Here is a 15,193-nt window from a genome sequence, read left to right as displayed (position 1 = left end):
TGCACGAGCCTTCCAGGCGGGGGCGGGGGCGGTGTTCGGGCCGAGGGGCGGCTAGCGTGCTTTCGACGCCGCGTTCACATCGGCGACGAGCCGCTCGGCGAGACGTTCCGAGGACGGCGGGTTCTGACCGGTGTACACATTGCGGTCGACGACGACGTACGGCCGCAGCGGCAGCCGGGCCTTCGAATACTCCGCGCCGCTCTCCCGCAGCCGGTCCTCCAGCAGCCACACCGCCTTCCGGCCGAAGCTGTTGAACTTCTCCTCCAGGTTCGACAGCCCCGTCATGCGGTAGCCCGTGAACGGCCACGACCCGTCCTCGTTCTGCGCCGCGAAAGCCGCGGCCGGCGCATGGCACAACAAGGCCAGCGGCTTGCCCGAACGCAGGACCCGTGTGATCAGCGCACCCGACACCGGGTCGACCGACAGATCCTCCATCGGGCCGTGCCCACCCGGGTAGAACACCACGTCGAAGTCGTCCGGATCGATCTCCGCCAGCACCCGGGGACTGTTCAACTCCCCCTCGATCGCCTCCAGATACGAAGCCACCTCGCGCAGCTTCGACGGCCACCCGGCGGTACGCGACATGCTCAGGCTGTCCAGCGTCGGAACCTTCCCGCCGGGCGTCGCGATCGTGGTCTCCCACCCCGCCCCGGAAAAGATCTTGTGCGGCATCGCCAGTTCCTCACCCCAGAACCCCGACGGATGCACCTCCCCGTCGCGCAGCGTCCAACGATCCGCCGCGGACACCACGAACAGCACCTTGGTCATGACGACCACTTCCTCCCGCCGGGACGTCCCCACTGCCGACGCCGGGGACAAATCGATAGAGATGTGGCGTGAGTGCCTCAAAATCATCATCGGCCCGGAGAAGGGCCCGAGCGACCGATCACCGTCGGCGACCTCGCACCTCACGTGACGACAGCATACGTCATTTCTGGCACAGACTGCCAGGACTGGCACTGATAACCTGACCACATGAGGGAGACCACCGCATCCGGCCTGCGCATGAAGACCCGCCAAGCCGTCACGGAAGCGCTGACGGACACAGCCCTCGGACTCTTCGACACCAACGGCTTCGACCAGGTCACCGTCGCCGACATCGTCGCGGCGGCCGGCATCTCCCAGCGCAGCTTCTTCCGCTACTTCACCAACAAGGAAGACGTCGTCTTCGGCGACCGCATCCCCTCCGCCCCGGAAGTCCGGGAGGCGCTGCTGGAGCACCTCGACGGGCGCCCGGTCTGGGACGCGCTGCACGCCACGTTCCGTGTGGGCGCCCTTCAGATGGACGAGGACACGGGGCACTGGAAGCGGGCCACCCGGGTCATCTGCCACACTCCCGGGCTGCGCGCGCGCTACCTGGAGAAGCACCTCGCCTGGACCGACGCCCTCGTACCGGAGATCGCGCCCCGGATCGACCCCGTGGTCCCCGACCCCGCGCTGCAGGCCCAGACGATGATCAACACGGCGCTGGGCTGCTTCGACGTCGCCCTCATGCGGTGGTCCGACAACGGCGCCGAGCATTCGCTCGTCACCCTCGTTGACGAAGTCTTCGGGTTCGTGCGGTTCCCCCACGCCTGATCGAGCACTCCCCCCAGGTACACCACCCCGCCGGGACACGACATCCCGTCTGCACACTTCTGTGACGATTTGCACCTCGCGCAGAAGGCATCACGATGGACGGGGGGGGTCGGCCCCGGCTGCATCAGAAGTAGCCGGTGAGGCCGTACGAGAGAGCACGCATCCACTCGCGACAGGGAGTGCCCATGACCGCGCCGCCGCTCGCCCCGTACCTCGAACCCGAAGCGAAGGAACTGGCCGAGGCCACCGACCCGCACCCGCGTATCTACGAAGTACCCCCGGAGCAGGGGCGCGACATCCTGCTCGGCCTGCAGACCGAGTCCGGGGTACCCCGCCCGGACGTCGACGAGGAGTGGGTCGACGTGGACGCCGGGAAGTGGGGCATGGTCCGTACCCGCATCATCCGGCCCAAGGGCGTGAAGGGACCGCTGCCGGTGGTGTTCTACATCCACGGCGCCGGCTGGGTCTTCGGCGACAACCAGACCCATGACCGCCTCTTCCGCGAACTCGCCGTCGGAGCGGGCGCGGCGGGCGTGTTCCCCGTGTACGACCGGGCACCGGAGAAGAAGTACCCGACCCAGGTCGAGCAGAACTACGCCGTGGGCCAGTGGGTCATGGAGCACGGCGCCGAGCACGGCCTGGACACCTCGCGGATCGCGGTCACCGGCGAGTCGGTCGGCGGCTGCATGTCGGCGGTGTTCGCGCTGATGAACAAGGAGCGCGGCGGGATCGACCTCAAGGCGCAGGTGCTGCTCTACCCGGTGGCCAACGCCGACTTCGACACCCCGTCCTACCTCCAGTTCGCCGAGGGCTACTACCTCACGCGCGACGGGATGAAGTGGTTCTGGGACGCCTACACCACCGACCCCGCCCAGCGCTCCGAGCCGTACGCAGCCCCGCTGCAGGCGTCCGTGGACCAGCTCCGCGGGCTGCCCACCACGCTGGTCATCACGGACGAGGCCGACGTGCTGCGCGACGAGGGCGAGCTGTACGCGAACAAGCTGCGCGAGGCCGGTGTGGACGTCACCTCGGTCCGCGTCGCCGGCATGGTCCACGACTTCCTGCTCCTGGACAGCCTGCGCGACACCCGCGCCGCCAATGTCGCCCGCAAACTCGCGGTCGACGCCCTGACCGAAGCACTGCACGACGGCTGAAACGCCCCGAGTCCAGCCCGCCGAACCCGCACACGGGTCCGGGTACGGATGCACGGCGGTCCGGGTCCACCGGCGCCCTCCGCGGCGCGGGCGGGCCCGGGCCGTTTCCGCGTTTCCGCGGCCGTCCGAAGAGCTCACCCCACCCCATTGTTGACGGTGCTTACATTCATCCCTACTCTGATGTGGTCACCGCTAACATTCGAGCCCGGGAGCCGCGCCCATGTCTTCGTCCGCGCAGGAACAGGAAACAGTCAAGTACGACCTCGGCGGTCGTACCGTCAACGTGCCGAAGGGTGGTCTGTACGACCGCTTCCGGATGGACACCGATCTCGACGAGGTCGCCCGCGATCCCCGCGTCAGTGGCGTGGACTTCTTCCGGCGGCTGCCCAAGACCAGGGTGGACTCCCCGATCGGCTCGACCCTCACGCCGAACTTCTACTACCGCGTCTCGACCGCCCGGCTCACGATGCTCGCGCCGTCCCGCGCGATCCGCAGCCGCCTGCCCGCGGAGCTGGCACCGCTGGAGGTCGCTCCGGGCCTCGGCCTGGCGTCGGTGATGTTCTTCCGCTACGACGTGTGCGACATCGACTTCTACACCGAGGCCGCGGTCGGCATCGCCGTGAAGCCCGCACGCCACGGCAGGCTCGGCTTCTTCGACCTGGTCACCGGTCTCAAGAACGAGCACCTCGACTCGTACGTGCTGTCGCTGCCGGTGAGCACGGAGATCGCCCAGGTCCGTGGCCACGACGGGTACGGCTTCCCCAAGTGGGTCACCGAACTCGACGTCGACATCGACGCACAGCGCACCGGCGCCCGCGTGGCCAACGACTCCGGCGGCACCGATGTGTCGCTGTCGGTGCCCACGCCCGTCCAGACCACCTACCGCAGTGGTGAGCGGGTCGGCTCGCTCACCTCGTACACGTCGATCAACGGTGCCTGGCACTCGACCCTGAGCCAGACCAATGTGCTGGCCGCGGGGACGGCGCGCCTTCCGCGCGAGGTCGCCCTGGAGCTCGGGGAGGGCCGCATGTCCGAGGATCTGCGCGCGCTCAAGCCGATCAGGACCGTGCAGCTCGATGTGATGACCGAGGGACAACTCGCCCTGCACATGCCCGTCCCCACCTCGGTCCAGAGCCGGAACAAGTAGCCAGGAGCCCCTGTCATGACCACCACTGACACCATCCTCCCCACCGGCCGGGGTTCCGGCCTGCCCGCCTCGCTGACCCCCGCCCGGATCGAACGGCTGGCCGCCCGAGTCTCGGCGTCGCCGGACGCCGCTCGGGTCACCACCCACGCCCCGTACACCGGGGTCCCGCTGGCCGACCTTCCGGTCTCCACACCCGACGACGTCGAGGACGCCTTCGCCCGCGCCCACACCGCCCAGAAGTCCTGGGCCGCCACACCCATCGCCCAGCGCAAGAAGATCCTGCTGCGCTTTCACGACCTCGTCCTGGCCCGCCAGGACGAGGCACTGGACCTCATGCAGGCCGAGAACGGCAAGACCCGCCGCGACGCCTTCCTCGAAGTCGTCGACATCGGGATCGTCTCCCGCTACTACGCCCGCACCGCCGCCAAGCACCTGAGCCCCAAGCGGCGTCGGGGCGCTATCCCGCTGCTGACCCACACCACCGAACTGCGCCATCCCAAGGGCGTCGTCGCGGTCGTCTCCCCGTGGAACTACCCGCTCAGCATGGCCGCCAGCGACGTCATCGCGGCGCTGATGGCCGGGAACGCCGTCGTCCAGAAGCCCGACACCCAGACCGCGCTCACCGCGCTGTGGTCGCTCGACCTCATGCACGAGGCCGGACTCCCGGCGGATGTCTGGCAGATGGTGATCGGCCGGGGCAGCTCCATAGGCGGCGCCCTGATGGACAACGCCGATTACATGATGTTCACCGGCTCCACCGCCACCGGTCGCCAGATCGCGCGCGACGCCGGTGAACGCCTCATCGGCGCCTCCCTCGAACTCGGCGGCAAGAACGCCATGCTCGTCCTCGACGACGCCGACATCGACAAGGCCGCCGACGGCGCCATCGCCGCCTGCTTCCCCTCCGCGGGCCAGCTCTGTGTCTCCATCGAGCGCCTCTACGTGGCCGAGTCCATCCGCGACAAGTTCGTCGCCGCGTTCGTCGCCCGCACCGAGAAGCTCACGATGGGCGCCGCGTACGACTACAGCGTCGACGTCGGCAGCCTCACCACCGCGTCCCAGCTGAAGACCGTCACCGAGCATGTCGACGATGCCGTCACCAAGGGCGCGACCGTACTCGCCGGGGGCAAGGCACGGCCGGACCTCGGGCCACTGTTCTACGAGCCGACCATCCTCACCGACATCACGTACGACATGACGCTCTACGACCACGAGACCTTCGGCCCCGTCGTCTCGATCTACTCCTTCCGCGACGACGAGGAGGCACTCGCCCTGGCCAACTCCACGCAGTACGGCCTCAACGCCAGCGTCTGGTCCCGCAACGCGGCCCGTGGCCGTGCGGTCGCCGCCCGTGTGCACGCGGGCACCGTCAACATCAACGAGGCCTTCGCCGCCGCCTGGGGAAGCATCGACGCACCGATGGGCGGCATGGGCGACTCCGGCCTCGGCCGCCGCCACGGCGCCGACGGCATCCTCAAGTACACCGAGGCCCAGACCGTCGCCCACCAGCGCATCCAGGGGTTCACCCCGCCCGCCCGTATCTCCCCCGAAACCTGGGCCGTGCTGCTCACCAACGCACTGAAGGTGATGAAGGCCGCCGGTATGCGCTGAACAACAACTCCCAACCGGCCAGGCCCCGATCGGGCCACGCCATGAAAAAGGAGGGCGGCCCGTCCACACGACGGGCCCGCCCTCTTCCGCGTACCTGCCCGACCGCGGCCGGGCCCACCGCCCTACGACCCCCGCGGCACTGCCGACACGGGGAAGCCGAGGACGCGGGCGAGGGCGGCTGTCACGGGAGCGCCGTGGTCCGGCACATGCTCGGAGGCCCAGACAGCCGCCAGCGCGAGGAAGTCGGCCAGGTCCTGTTCGGCCCCGGCGAGCAGGTGGCGGATCTCGGCGACGGACAGCTCGATCACCGGACTGTCGCTCTGCTCGGCGTTGACGGTGAGCCGGACCGTGTCGCCGAAGCACTCCGCCACCGGCGACACGGGGTCGTGGCCGAACCCGAGCACGCTGCCGTCTTCGACGAGCCGATACCAGTCGCGCCAGTCCTCCAGCCCGTCGCAGCAACCGGGTACGAAACCGACACCCGTGGAATCGTCGACGACGCGCAGGCCGCCGGACGCGAAGGGGGCCTCGAAGGTCAGGAGACCGTGCAGGAACGAGTCGAGTGCACCGGCGGGACGGGCCGGGCGATCCCCGTCGGGGTCGATGTCGTTGCAACCGGCGATGAGCATCACCGCCGTCCTGACCTCGGCAGGAGAGAGCGCGCCGCTGAGAGGCAGGAAGCCGAACGGCTCGATCTCGGCGACAGGCCAGAGAGCGAAACCGTCAGGAACGCAGATCTCCAGGACGGGCTGCATCACTATCACCCGGCGAAGTGTGCCGCATCACCCGGCGGAGGGTGCCGCATGTCCGGCCTGACGATCGCTCCGCCCCGGCACCCACCTGCGGAGGGTCGTACAGGCCACACCGGACAGCGCCCGAGAGCCGCATGCGGAAGTGCCCGATGCCCCCGACCGAGCGGGGACACCGGGCACCTTCCGGTGACATCGTCACGAGGGCACGTTCACGGGCGCGCGGCACTCTGCGCCTTGGTCAGCCAGGCGCGGTAACCGCGCAGGGCCCGACGCTGCTTGCGCCGCTCGGAGATCAGGGCCACCGCAGGATGGGTGCCGGGCCTGGGCTTGCGTCCACGGGCGAGGCGGCGCATCTGGTACCGGACCTTCGCCATGCTCGCGGCCGAGGCGAGGGCCTTGTCGGACCAGGTGACCGGTCCCATCCGGCGGTCGGCCTCGCGGTCCTGCTTCCAGCGCTCGGGCAGGTCGGGGGTGACGGCGAGGGCCGTACCCATGCCGACGACCGCCACACCGCTGTCGAGGACCCTTTCGGCGGTGGCGCGCTGGGTGATGCCGCCGGTGAGCATCAGCGGCAGCGGGCTGGTGGCGACCAGGTCCTTGGCCAGGTCCAGGAAGTAGGCCTCGCGGGCCTGCGTGCGGCCGTCGGCGGGGCGGCCGGTCATGGCCGGGCTCTCGTAGCTGCCGCCGGACAGTTCGACCAGGTCGACGCCGAGCGGTTCGAGCATCCCGATGACCTGACGCGCGTCCTCGGCGTCGAAGCCGCCGCGCTGGAAGTCGGCGGAGTTGAGCTTCACGGCGACCGCGAAGGAGGGGGCGACGGCGGCCCGGACGGCGCGGACGACATCGAGCAGTATCCGGGCCCGGTTCTCCAGCAAGCCGCCCCACTGATCGGTTCGGTTGTTGACCAGGGGGGACAGGAACTGAGACAGCAGGTAGCCGTGCGCGGCATGGATCTCGACGCCGTCGAACCCGGCCTCTTCGGCGCGCTGCGCCGTGACGGCGAACCGGGCGACGGTGTCCTGGATCTGCCGCGGGGTCATGGCGCTCGGGCGGCCGAAGCGGCTGCTGTGCTTGCCCAGGGAGACGCCGACGTCGGAAGGCCCCCATACGACGCCGGGCATGTCGGAGGCGACCTGGCGGCCGGGGTGGTTGATCTGCATCCATATCGCACCGCCCCCGGACCTGCCCGCCTTGGCCCACTCGATGAACGGTTCGAGGGGCGCGTGCTCGTCGAGGACGACACCGGCGGGGCCGGTCAGCGCCTCGGCGTGCACCATCACATTGCCGGTGAGGAGAAGTCCGGTACCACCGGCGGCCCAGCTCCGGTACAGCGTGAAGAGCTGCTCGTCGGGAAGCTGGCCGTCGCCGGCCATGTTCTCCTCCATGGCCGCCTTCGCGATCCGATTGCGCAGCACCTGCCCGGAACTCAGGCGCAGTGGCGAGAACAACTTCCTGGTCATCCCGTCTCCCTCTTCCCTGTCGATCACCTACGATGTATGCACCACTCACATTAGGGCATGATGTAAGCATCGCAAACATTCAGGAGGGTGACCCATGGCACAGGCCAGTGCCTCGTACCATCACGGCGACCTGCGCGCGGCCTGCCTGCGCGCGGCGCGTGAGCTGCTGGAGGAGGACGGCGGCGCCGCCCTGTCGGTACGCGCGGTGGCGCGCCGGGCCGGGGTGTCGCCCACGGCCCCCTACCGCCACTACCCGGACCGCGAATCCCTGGTCTCCGCGCTCGCCGCCGAGGGCTACCGCGAACTCGCCGGATACCTGGCAGCGGCGCACCCCTCACCCGAGACCGTCGACGACCTCGCCGCCATCGCGGTCGCCTACGTCCGTTTCGCCATCGAGCATCCGGCGATGTTCCGGGTGATGTTCGCCGAGCCCTGCGACCCGAACGACGCGGAACGGGTCGCCGCGACCGCCGCCATCACCGAGTACGTCGTCGACATCGTCCGCCGCGCCTTTCCCGGCGCCGAATCAGCGGAGGCCCTGGCGACCGCGGTGTGGGCCTTCGTCCACGGCCTCGCCTTTCTGCACCTCGACGGCAAACTCGACGCCTCCACTCCCGAGCTCGTCTCCGAGCAGGTCGGCAGTGCCGTCCGCGCGCTGTTCAGTGCTTCGCCGGTGACGTCGCAGTCGGCGGCCGCGCAGACACCCCGTACCGCTCCCGCATGACCGAGAGGAAGAGCACCGCGCGATGATTCCCGATGAACTGAGGCGGGCCCGTTACGTCAGCCTGACCACGTACCGCAAGGACGGGACGCCGGTGGCCACACCGGTGTGGTCCGCCGCCGAGGGCGACGAGTTGTACGTGTGGACCAACGTCAACTCCTGGAAGGTGAAACGGCTCCGCCGCGACCCGCGCGTCGTGGTGGCCGTGTGCGACGTACGCGGCCGGATCCCGGATGGCGCGACACAACTGGCGGGCACGGGCCGACTGCTGGACGCGGACGGACTCAAGGCCGTGCGCAAGCGGCTGGCCCGCAAGTACACCTGGCAGTGGTGGTTGGCCGACTGGCCGGCGACCGTCGCCCGGCGGGGGAAACGGCCGCACGCCGGGATCGCGGTCAGGCTCTGAACAGGGCGCCGACGGCGCTCGTGTCGCCGCGTCGCTTTCCGGAGCCGGGCCCCGCTCACGACCTCACGCGCCCGCTCCCGCTTACGAGGCGTGCACCGCTTCCTGCCCGGTACGCCTGCCGAACCGCAGCGCCGCCAGACCGAAGGCCACTCCCCCGGCGATGAACCACGGGTTCCACAGGGCCAGTGTCCAGGCCCGCTGTGCCTCGCTCACGGAGCTGTCCAGGTGCGCCGTGCCGGTAAGGAGCAGCACCTCAAGGCCGATACCGCGGGCCAGGAGGCAGGCGCTGACGCCCCACCCCAGCCACCGTGCCGGCCGAGCGGGGAGAACACCCTTGATGTCGGGCCGGGCGAGCTGCCAGGCCAGCAGGGCACCGAGCAGACAGAGTGCGCCCACACCCCACAGGCCGGTCAACACGAACCAGAGGGGACGCTCGGTGGCCAACGGACCGGCGGAGACGCTCAGCCCCGCGTCTCCGCCGAGTGCCCAGTAAAAGTGCGCCGCGGCGAACACGAGCGCCCACGCGCAGGCGATCCGCCCGGCCATGGTCGGGGGTGCCTCGCTCGGTGAGGTCACTGAGGCCGCCGAGGCCACCGGCTCTGCCGAGGCCACCGAGTCTGCCGAGTCCGCCGTACGGTTCATGGTCGGCTCTCGGCGGCATCGGCACCGGCACCAGCACCAGCACCAGCACCAGCACCAGCACCAGCACCAGGCTCAGTGCGCCGATCGTGCGCTTCCTGCGGCAGCACTATGAACGCCGTGCCGTTGGTGAGGTCGATGCTGGAGCGCGGCGGCGCGCCGTCGCTCTCGTCGTCGCGTTTCAGCAACTCCACGCGTCGCTGCTCCAGTTCGGCGGCCTTGTTCCCGTTCATGACCGTGGTGATCTCGTCGAAAGCCACGCTCGACAGCGGCGGTCCCGAACGTCTGCGCAGCCACGGGAACAAGCCCAGCCCGGTGAACCATCGCCAGGCAGTCTCCACCAGGGCGAACACGGCCACCAGACACGCAAAAGCCGGGAACGACATGGCCCATACCGCCACAGTCGCCCCTCCCCCCGTAGTTCTCATCATCCTGAACACACGTTCACAGTCGGGAAAACGTGGCACGGCACGAGGTGGTTCCCGACCGATCGGACGGGATCGAAGAGTCTCTCGGAACGGTCGGAACGGTCGGAACGGGAAGTGCACCCTTCGGTGCCCGGCCGCACCCGGCCGGGCAGTCAGAAACGCCCACCTCACCAGATGAGGGTGCGCAGGACCGGAATGCTCGCCCCGGCGCTCGTCAGTCCGGCGATGACCGCGACGGCCACGGACGCGCCGCCGAGCACGGTGAGGCAGCCGATGACCAGGCCGATGACGAGCCCGGCCAGGAGGATGACCGCGGAGTGCAGCGAGAGGAAGGGCTCCGGCGGGGGCGAAGTCTCGTTCTGGACAGGCGGGTTGGCCCGCCGAGGATTCTGAGGTGTCGTCATGCTGCGACTGTGACCGTTCTCGGGCAGCCGACCTGCACGGAGGGAACGTATTCGCAGAACACCGATCAACGGCGGAACACGCCCGTACAGCCACTGTGTTCAGCCGAACGGCAAGCCAACTCGCGCATTGTTCAGGGGTGTTCGGTCAAGTTCGGCACTGTTCCGACAACGGGACGCTAGCCTGCTGCCGCAGTGGCAGGGGGAGGACGCGAACATGGCGGAACGCGACGGCACGACGGGCGTGAGCACCTACGAGGCCAGGCTCCAGGATCAGGCGAACCGCCTCAAGCAGCTCAAGGTGCAGCGCGGTGATCCCTCCCTGCGCGTCATCGAGGTGCGCGCGCGGACACTGTTCGGAGAGAACACCTCCCTGCCGATCTCGACCCAGAGCGCCGCCTTCGGCGCCAAGTACGTAAGCCTCGACAAGCTGATGCTGCTCGTGCGCACGTTGCTCTCCTGGGACGAGTACGGCGAGAAGTGCGCCCCGCCCGACCGCCGAGCCACCGAGCTGGCAGAGTGGCGCGAACAGTGGGTGGCCCTCGCAGCACTTCGACCTCCCCGTCGGCGAAACGGCGGCGCGGTGACGGCGAACGAGCCGGAAGCAAAAGGCAGTTCGGCACCCGTGACCGAGACCTCCGCGACTCCTCAGGCATCTCCCCTTGGCCACGACGGCCCGCCCCGGCAGAAACAGGAGCAGCAGGAGGAGCAGGAGCAACAGCCCACACAGCGCACGGACTTGGGGCGCAACACGGATGCTTCACCCGGGCGTATGACGTCGAATCGACTGGTGGTCGCGGTCGACCTGGCAGGCGCCGCGGACCACCACGACGGCTGGCTGGCTGCCCTGCATCAGCGTCTCGCCGAGGCTCTCGATGCTTCGACCTCAGCTCTGCAGGTCGAGCCGCACCGCATTCACCGACTGGACACGGGAGACGGGTATCTCCTGCTGTTCCCGCCCTCTGTGCCCACTCCCTACGTCATGAGTATGTGGGTCCGTCTGCTGCACGAGGAACTGCAGCGGGCCAAGGCCGACGGCCAGGGCCTCCGGCTTCGCGTCGGAGCGCGGAAAGGTGCGGTCGGCCTGTCTCGCGAGGGGGTTTCGGGCCCGGAGGGGGTTTTGGGCCGGACGGTCACCGACGCCGTACAACTGGCCGATGCCGACAGCGCCCGGAGCAGCCACTTTGAGCGCGCCGACCTCGTCCTAGGGATCTCCGAGGACCTGTACGAGGAATCCGTGCGCCCGTACAGCCTGGCCGTTCCGGAACAGTTCATCCGCTACGTGGTCCGATCGAAGGACCGAACGGCGTCCGGCTGGTTCCGCGCGATCAGCTGAGCAACTCGATTGGGCATCTCGTCTGAGCAACTCGACTAAGCAACTCGACGCCAGGGCAACGAAGTTCGGCCGACCGCGACTCAACCGCGCACCGATCTCGGGGAAGGCTCCGGGCACGCCTCGGGGGCGTTCCGGGGCGATCCCCGACGTCGTCGGCAGATGATCCCGGTTCACTGAGACCACAGGAGCGCGGGGACCGCCGCGTGGCCGAGGACCCGGGGGGGGGAATGAACATCAATGACCGATCCGATGACCGATCCGATGACCGATCTCGCGACTGATCCCACGACTGATCCCAGGCACGCGTCAAGGCGGAAAGCACGCGCCGCCAAACGGGGCGGCGCGGGACGTCGGCTCGCCGTACTGGCGTCCGTGGGCGCGCTGTTGGCGGTCGGCGCCGTGGCGGCGGTGCCGGCCACCGCCGATGACGCGGCCGACCGGTCCGGGGGCCCGCACGGGCGGCACGCCCCAACTCGGGCGGCGCTGAACGCCATTGTCGCCGAGGGCACGCCCGGCGCGCTCGCCGCCGTGCGCGAGGATCGCGAGCGGTGGTCGGGGAACGCGGGGGTGGCGGACCTCGGCACGGGCGAACGGCGTCGGCCCGCCGACCGTTTCCGGGTGGGCAGCGTCACCAAGACGTTCACCGCCACGGTGCTGCTGCAACTCGACGCACAGGGCGTCCTCTCGCTCGACGACACCGTCGAGGACTGGCTGCCGGGGCTCGTGCGGGGCAACGGCAACGACGGCCGGAAGATCACCCTGCGCCAACTGCTCAACCACACCAGCGGAATCTTCAACTACAACCGCGACGAGGGATTCCTCGGCCGGTTCACCGGCGAGTCCTTCCTCGTCCACCGCTACGACGGTGCCACCCCGCACGAGTTGGTGCGGATCGGCCTGTCCCATCCACCGCTGTTCGCGCCCGGCACGGGCTGGGCGTACTCCGACACCAACTACATCCTCGCCGGGATGGTCATCGAGCAGGCCACCGGTGACTCCTACGCCGAGCAGGTCCGGCGGCGGATCATCGGGCCGCTGAAACTCCGGTCCACCACCGTGCCCGGCTCCTCCTCCGCGGTGCCGCACCCGCACGGCCGGCACTACTCGAAGCTCTACGACGACGACCCGAACGCACCCGTGCACGACGTCACGGAGTTCAACCCCTCGGTCGCCGGTGCCGCCGGGCGGATCATCTCCAACGCCCATGACCTCAACCGCTTCTACGGCGCCCTGCTCCGAGGGAAGCTCCTCCCCCGCCCTCAGCTGCGGGAGATGCTGACCGGCGTGCCCATCGTCGAGGAGGAGGGCACCTCCCGCCGGGCGCGGACCGATGCCGGTGCCACCGCCTTCTACGGGCTGGGCATCCGGTCGGACACGCTCTCCTGCGGCGTGACCGTCTGGGGCCACGGCGGTCAGGTGCCCGGTTCCCTGTCGCGGGTGGCCGCCGCCCGCGACGGCCGCCATGTGCTGGCCCTCAACCGAAACGGCGACTGGGGCAGCCAGGCCACGGAAGACGCGGTGCTGGAGGCGGAGTTCTGCGGCTGACGGCCCCCGACGCCAGGACCGGGGTGCGGTCGGACGCCGGGGGGCCCGGGACGTAGTCGACGCGGTCTGGGAGGTGGCCGACGGGTCCGGGGGCGTGCCTGAAGAGTCAGGAGTTCCGAGCCCCCGCCAGCCGCAGCAGTTCGGTCGCGACGGCGTCCGTCACCAGGGTGCGTGCGTGGTCGGTCGTCAGGCCCCCACTGAGCCAGCGCATGCTGAGGCCCTCCACCAGGGCGGTGAGCCGTTCCGCGGCGGTGGCCAGGACGGCGGGCGAGGCGGTGGGGTGGATCTTGCCGAGCAGTGAGGCGATCTCCTGTACCCAGACGAGGGTTGCCCGTGCGAGGTCCTCGCGCAGTACCGGCTCGAAGACCGCGCTGGCCCGCAGCTCGCCCCAGGCGGAGCTGTTCTCCCTGACCTCGGGGGTGTCCTGGAGTTCGAGGAGCAGGGCCTGTTCCAGTTCCTCGTGGGGGTCAAGCGGTGCGGCGTCGAGGGCCAGGTCCTGGGTGTAGCGCGCGGCACGGTCGTTGATGAAGACCAGTGTCTGGCGCAGGATGCCGGTGCGATCCTTGAAGTGGTAGTAGATCAGTCCGGTGGACACACCCGCCTCGGCGGCGAGTTCCTCGACGCGCAGGCCGCGGACGCCACGCCGGGCGACCAGTCGTGCGGCCGCCTCCAGGATCTGGGTGCTGCGGGAAGCCATGCGTCCGCCCTCAACCTTTCGTACAGAACTGTTGTGTGTTGACTGAAACTTTAGTCCGGTTGGACGCTCCGGCGGTGTCACGGGCGTGACCGCCGAGGACGGTCACGCCCGTGCCGCGTGCGGAGCGGCCCGGTGCCTACGGCTTGGGTTCCTGCTGGGTCACGCAGTGGATGCCTCCGCCACCGGCGCCCAGATGGTCGATGTTCAGCTGCTCGACGACGCGGTCGGGGAAGAGCCGCTGGAGTGTGTCCTTGGCCGCCGCGTCGGCACGCTCGTCGCCGAACTGGGCCGAGATCACCGCACCGTTGCACACGTAGTAATTCGCGTACGAGCCAAGGAAGTCGGGGTCCTTGGAGCGGATGAGGTCGTAGTCCGGGCCCTGGAGCCGGGTGACAGTGATGCGCTCTCCCCCGGCGCCGGACGCGGCGGACAGGATCCGGTACTGCTCACGCGCGTCCTCGGGCCAGGGGCCGGTCTCGGAGTCGAGCGGCAGTTGGACGAGGCCCTCGGCCGGGGCGAGGAAGCGGGAAGTGGCGTCCACGTGGTCGTCGGTGATGTCCTCGCCGCTGATGCCGTCGAACCAGATCACCTGGGTCGCCCCGAAGGCCTCGCACATGGCGTCCGCTATCTGCTGCTCCGTCAGATCGGGGTTGCGGTTGGGGTTGACGAGGCTGCTCCTGGTGGCCATGAGCGTGCCCCTGCCGTCCGTCTCCACGGCGCCGCCCTCGCCGACGAAATCGGCCAGGGTGAAGGGCACCCCCACCTCGGCCGCGATCCGCTCCGCGACCAGGGCGTCGCGCGCATGCGTCTGCTTGTCGCCCCAGCCGTTGAAGCTCAGGCCGACGGTGTCGAGCCCGCCGGATCCGTCGGTACGGAAGACGGGGCCGCTGTCGCGCATCCAGCAGTCGTCCACCGGAATCGAGTCGATCACCGTCACCTCGGAACCGCAGGCCTCGCGCGCCTTTGCCGCCGCGTCGGGGTTGGCGCACATCGTGACGGGTTCGTACGCGGCGACGGTCCGGGCGATGAGGGCGATGTCCGCCTGCACTCCGCCCAGTTGGGGACCCCAGATGGCGCTGCTGTCGGGCCAGGCCATCCAGGTGCGGGTGTGCGGGACCGTGTCGAGCGGCACCGCGAAACCCGCGCGGGCGGACGTGCGCGGGGGCGTGCCGTGCGCGCGTTCCCTTCCGGCCACGGTCACGGCGGCACCGGCTGCCGTCAGCCCTGTCAGCGCGAGGAAGCCGCGCCTGCCGAGTCGTGGAGCGCCCGAAGTGCGGGGAGTGCGGGGGGAGTTCATCTCAGCTCTCCGATCAGTCGT

16 protein-coding genes are annotated in these 15,193 nt (G+C 69.7%); 8 read left to right on the top strand and 8 right to left on the bottom strand.

What is annotated here, in order from left to right; translation table 11 throughout:
• Positions 1–51: 51 nt before the first annotated feature.
• Positions 52–768, bottom strand: a complete 717-nt coding sequence (locus HUT18_RS29090) for a type 1 glutamine amidotransferase domain-containing protein (protein WP_176103495.1) — start codon at positions 766–768, stop codon at positions 52–54.
• A 207-nt stretch (positions 769–975) separates the two neighbouring features.
• On the opposite strand from HUT18_RS29090, the gene HUT18_RS29085 reads away from it, so the two are divergent.
• The 4 genes from HUT18_RS29085 (at position 976) to HUT18_RS29070 (ending at position 5,490) form a co-directional block, all read left to right on the top strand.
• Entirely contained in the window at positions 976–1,578 is a 603-nt protein-coding gene (locus HUT18_RS29085) for a TetR family transcriptional regulator (RefSeq protein WP_254878857.1), read from the top strand.
• Positions 1,579–1,763: 185 nt separating this feature from the next.
• Positions 1,764–2,732 (top strand): alpha/beta hydrolase, encoded by a 969-nt coding sequence (locus HUT18_RS29080; protein WP_176103494.1) that lies wholly within the window; start codon positions 1,764–1,766, stop codon positions 2,730–2,732.
• Between the two features lie 220 nt (positions 2,733–2,952).
• The gene (locus HUT18_RS29075) at positions 2,953–3,879 is read left to right on the top strand and encodes an acetoacetate decarboxylase family protein (RefSeq protein WP_176103493.1); all 927 of its coding nucleotides are present in this window, start codon (positions 2,953–2,955) and stop codon (positions 3,877–3,879) included.
• A 15-nt stretch (positions 3,880–3,894) separates the two neighbouring features.
• Positions 3,895–5,490, top strand: coding sequence for a succinic semialdehyde dehydrogenase (locus HUT18_RS29070; RefSeq protein ID WP_176103492.1), 1,596 nt, complete (start codon positions 3,895–3,897; stop codon positions 5,488–5,490).
• Positions 5,491–5,612: 122 nt separating this feature from the next.
• Here HUT18_RS29070 and HUT18_RS29065 read toward each other — a convergent pair whose 3' ends face one another.
• Entirely contained in the window at positions 5,613–6,245 is a 633-nt protein-coding gene (locus tag HUT18_RS29065) for a hypothetical protein (RefSeq protein ID WP_217710583.1), read from the bottom strand.
• Between the two features lie 206 nt (positions 6,246–6,451).
• Positions 6,452–7,702 (bottom strand): NADH:flavin oxidoreductase/NADH oxidase family protein, encoded by a 1,251-nt coding sequence (locus HUT18_RS29060; RefSeq protein ID WP_176103490.1) that lies wholly within the window; start codon positions 7,700–7,702, stop codon positions 6,452–6,454.
• Between the two features lie 94 nt (positions 7,703–7,796).
• On the opposite strand from HUT18_RS29060, the gene HUT18_RS29055 reads away from it, so the two are divergent.
• A complete protein-coding gene (locus HUT18_RS29055; protein ID WP_176103489.1) occupies positions 7,797–8,426 on the top strand; it encodes a TetR/AcrR family transcriptional regulator in 630 nt (209 codons plus the stop codon).
• Between the two features lie 22 nt (positions 8,427–8,448).
• Entirely contained in the window at positions 8,449–8,829 is a 381-nt protein-coding gene (locus HUT18_RS29050; protein WP_176103488.1) for a PPOX class F420-dependent oxidoreductase, read from the top strand.
• An 81-nt stretch (positions 8,830–8,910) separates the two neighbouring features.
• On the opposite strand, the gene HUT18_RS29045 is transcribed toward HUT18_RS29050, so the two are convergent.
• The 3 genes from HUT18_RS29045 to HUT18_RS29035 form a co-directional block, all read right to left on the bottom strand.
• Positions 8,911–9,471 carry a DUF3995 domain-containing protein gene (locus HUT18_RS29045; RefSeq protein ID WP_217710524.1) on the bottom strand — a complete coding sequence of 187 codons (561 nt, stop codon included), beginning with the start codon at positions 9,469–9,471 and terminating at the stop codon, positions 8,911–8,913.
• Positions 9,468–9,869, bottom strand: coding sequence for a DUF6191 domain-containing protein (locus HUT18_RS29040; RefSeq protein ID WP_176103487.1), 402 nt, complete (start codon positions 9,867–9,869; stop codon positions 9,468–9,470). Before HUT18_RS29040 ends, HUT18_RS29045 begins: the two co-directional genes overlap by 4 nt.
• Before the next feature lie 194 nt (positions 9,870–10,063).
• Positions 10,064–10,300, bottom strand: a complete 237-nt coding sequence (locus tag HUT18_RS29035; RefSeq protein WP_176103486.1) for a hypothetical protein — start codon at positions 10,298–10,300, stop codon at positions 10,064–10,066.
• Between the two features lie 214 nt (positions 10,301–10,514).
• Between HUT18_RS29035 and HUT18_RS29030 the strand changes: the two genes are divergently transcribed.
• Positions 10,515–11,633: a hypothetical protein gene (locus HUT18_RS29030; RefSeq protein ID WP_176103485.1), complete on the top strand. Its 1,119-nt coding sequence runs from the start codon at positions 10,515–10,517 to the stop codon at positions 11,631–11,633.
• 237 nt (positions 11,634–11,870) lie between these two features.
• A complete protein-coding gene (locus tag HUT18_RS29025; RefSeq protein ID WP_254878856.1) occupies positions 11,871–13,178 on the top strand; it encodes a serine hydrolase in 1,308 nt (435 codons plus the stop codon).
• Between the two features lie 106 nt (positions 13,179–13,284).
• Here the strand turns inward: HUT18_RS29025 and HUT18_RS29020 are convergent, their stop codons facing one another.
• Together HUT18_RS29020 and HUT18_RS29015 are read right to left on the bottom strand one after the other, a co-directional pair.
• Complete coding sequence (locus HUT18_RS29020; RefSeq protein ID WP_176103484.1) at positions 13,285–13,875, bottom strand: TetR/AcrR family transcriptional regulator; 591 nt, start codon at positions 13,873–13,875, stop codon at positions 13,285–13,287.
• Positions 13,876–14,011: 136 nt separating this feature from the next.
• Positions 14,012–15,172, bottom strand: a complete 1,161-nt coding sequence (locus tag HUT18_RS29015) for an agmatine/peptidylarginine deiminase (protein WP_176103483.1) — start codon at positions 15,170–15,172, stop codon at positions 14,012–14,014.
• Positions 15,173–15,193: the final 21 nt, after the last annotated feature.

This window comes from Streptomyces sp. NA04227 (assembly GCF_013364195.1).
GTDB lineage: Bacteria > Actinomycetota > Actinomycetes > Streptomycetales > Streptomycetaceae > Streptomyces.
This window is presented reverse-complemented; position numbering and strand designations above follow the sequence as displayed.

Excerpts from the sequence above, each read along its gene's own strand:
- HUT18_RS29025 (WP_254878856.1), top strand. The coding sequence starts at position 11,871 with ATGACCGATCCGATGACCGATCCGATGACCGATCTCGCGACTGATCCC.
- HUT18_RS29045 (WP_217710524.1), bottom strand. The coding sequence starts at position 9,471 with ATGAACCGTACGGCGGACTCGGCAGACTCGGTGGCCTCGGCAGAGCCG.
- HUT18_RS29015 (WP_176103483.1), bottom strand. The coding sequence starts at position 15,172 with ATGAACTCCCCCCGCACTCCCCGCACTTCGGGCGCTCCACGACTCGGC.
- HUT18_RS29085 (WP_254878857.1), top strand. The coding sequence starts at position 976 with ATGAGGGAGACCACCGCATCCGGCCTGCGCATGAAGACCCGCCAAGCC.
- HUT18_RS29080 (WP_176103494.1), top strand. The coding sequence starts at position 1,764 with ATGACCGCGCCGCCGCTCGCCCCGTACCTCGAACCCGAAGCGAAGGAA.
- HUT18_RS29060 (WP_176103490.1), bottom strand. The coding sequence starts at position 7,702 with ATGACCAGGAAGTTGTTCTCGCCACTGCGCCTGAGTTCCGGGCAGGTG.
- HUT18_RS29035 (WP_176103486.1), bottom strand. The coding sequence starts at position 10,300 with ATGACGACACCTCAGAATCCTCGGCGGGCCAACCCGCCTGTCCAGAAC.
- HUT18_RS29070 (WP_176103492.1), top strand. The coding sequence starts at position 3,895 with ATGACCACCACTGACACCATCCTCCCCACCGGCCGGGGTTCCGGCCTG.
- HUT18_RS29090 (WP_176103495.1), bottom strand. The coding sequence starts at position 768 with ATGACCAAGGTGCTGTTCGTGGTGTCCGCGGCGGATCGTTGGACGCTG.
- HUT18_RS29055 (WP_176103489.1), top strand. The coding sequence starts at position 7,797 with ATGGCACAGGCCAGTGCCTCGTACCATCACGGCGACCTGCGCGCGGCC.
- HUT18_RS29020 (WP_176103484.1), bottom strand. The coding sequence starts at position 13,875 with ATGGCTTCCCGCAGCACCCAGATCCTGGAGGCGGCCGCACGACTGGTC.
- HUT18_RS29050 (WP_176103488.1), top strand. The coding sequence starts at position 8,449 with ATGATTCCCGATGAACTGAGGCGGGCCCGTTACGTCAGCCTGACCACG.
- HUT18_RS29065 (WP_217710583.1), bottom strand. The coding sequence starts at position 6,245 with ATGCAGCCCGTCCTGGAGATCTGCGTTCCTGACGGTTTCGCTCTCTGG.
- HUT18_RS29030 (WP_176103485.1), top strand. The coding sequence starts at position 10,515 with ATGGCGGAACGCGACGGCACGACGGGCGTGAGCACCTACGAGGCCAGG.
- HUT18_RS29075 (WP_176103493.1), top strand. The coding sequence starts at position 2,953 with ATGTCTTCGTCCGCGCAGGAACAGGAAACAGTCAAGTACGACCTCGGC.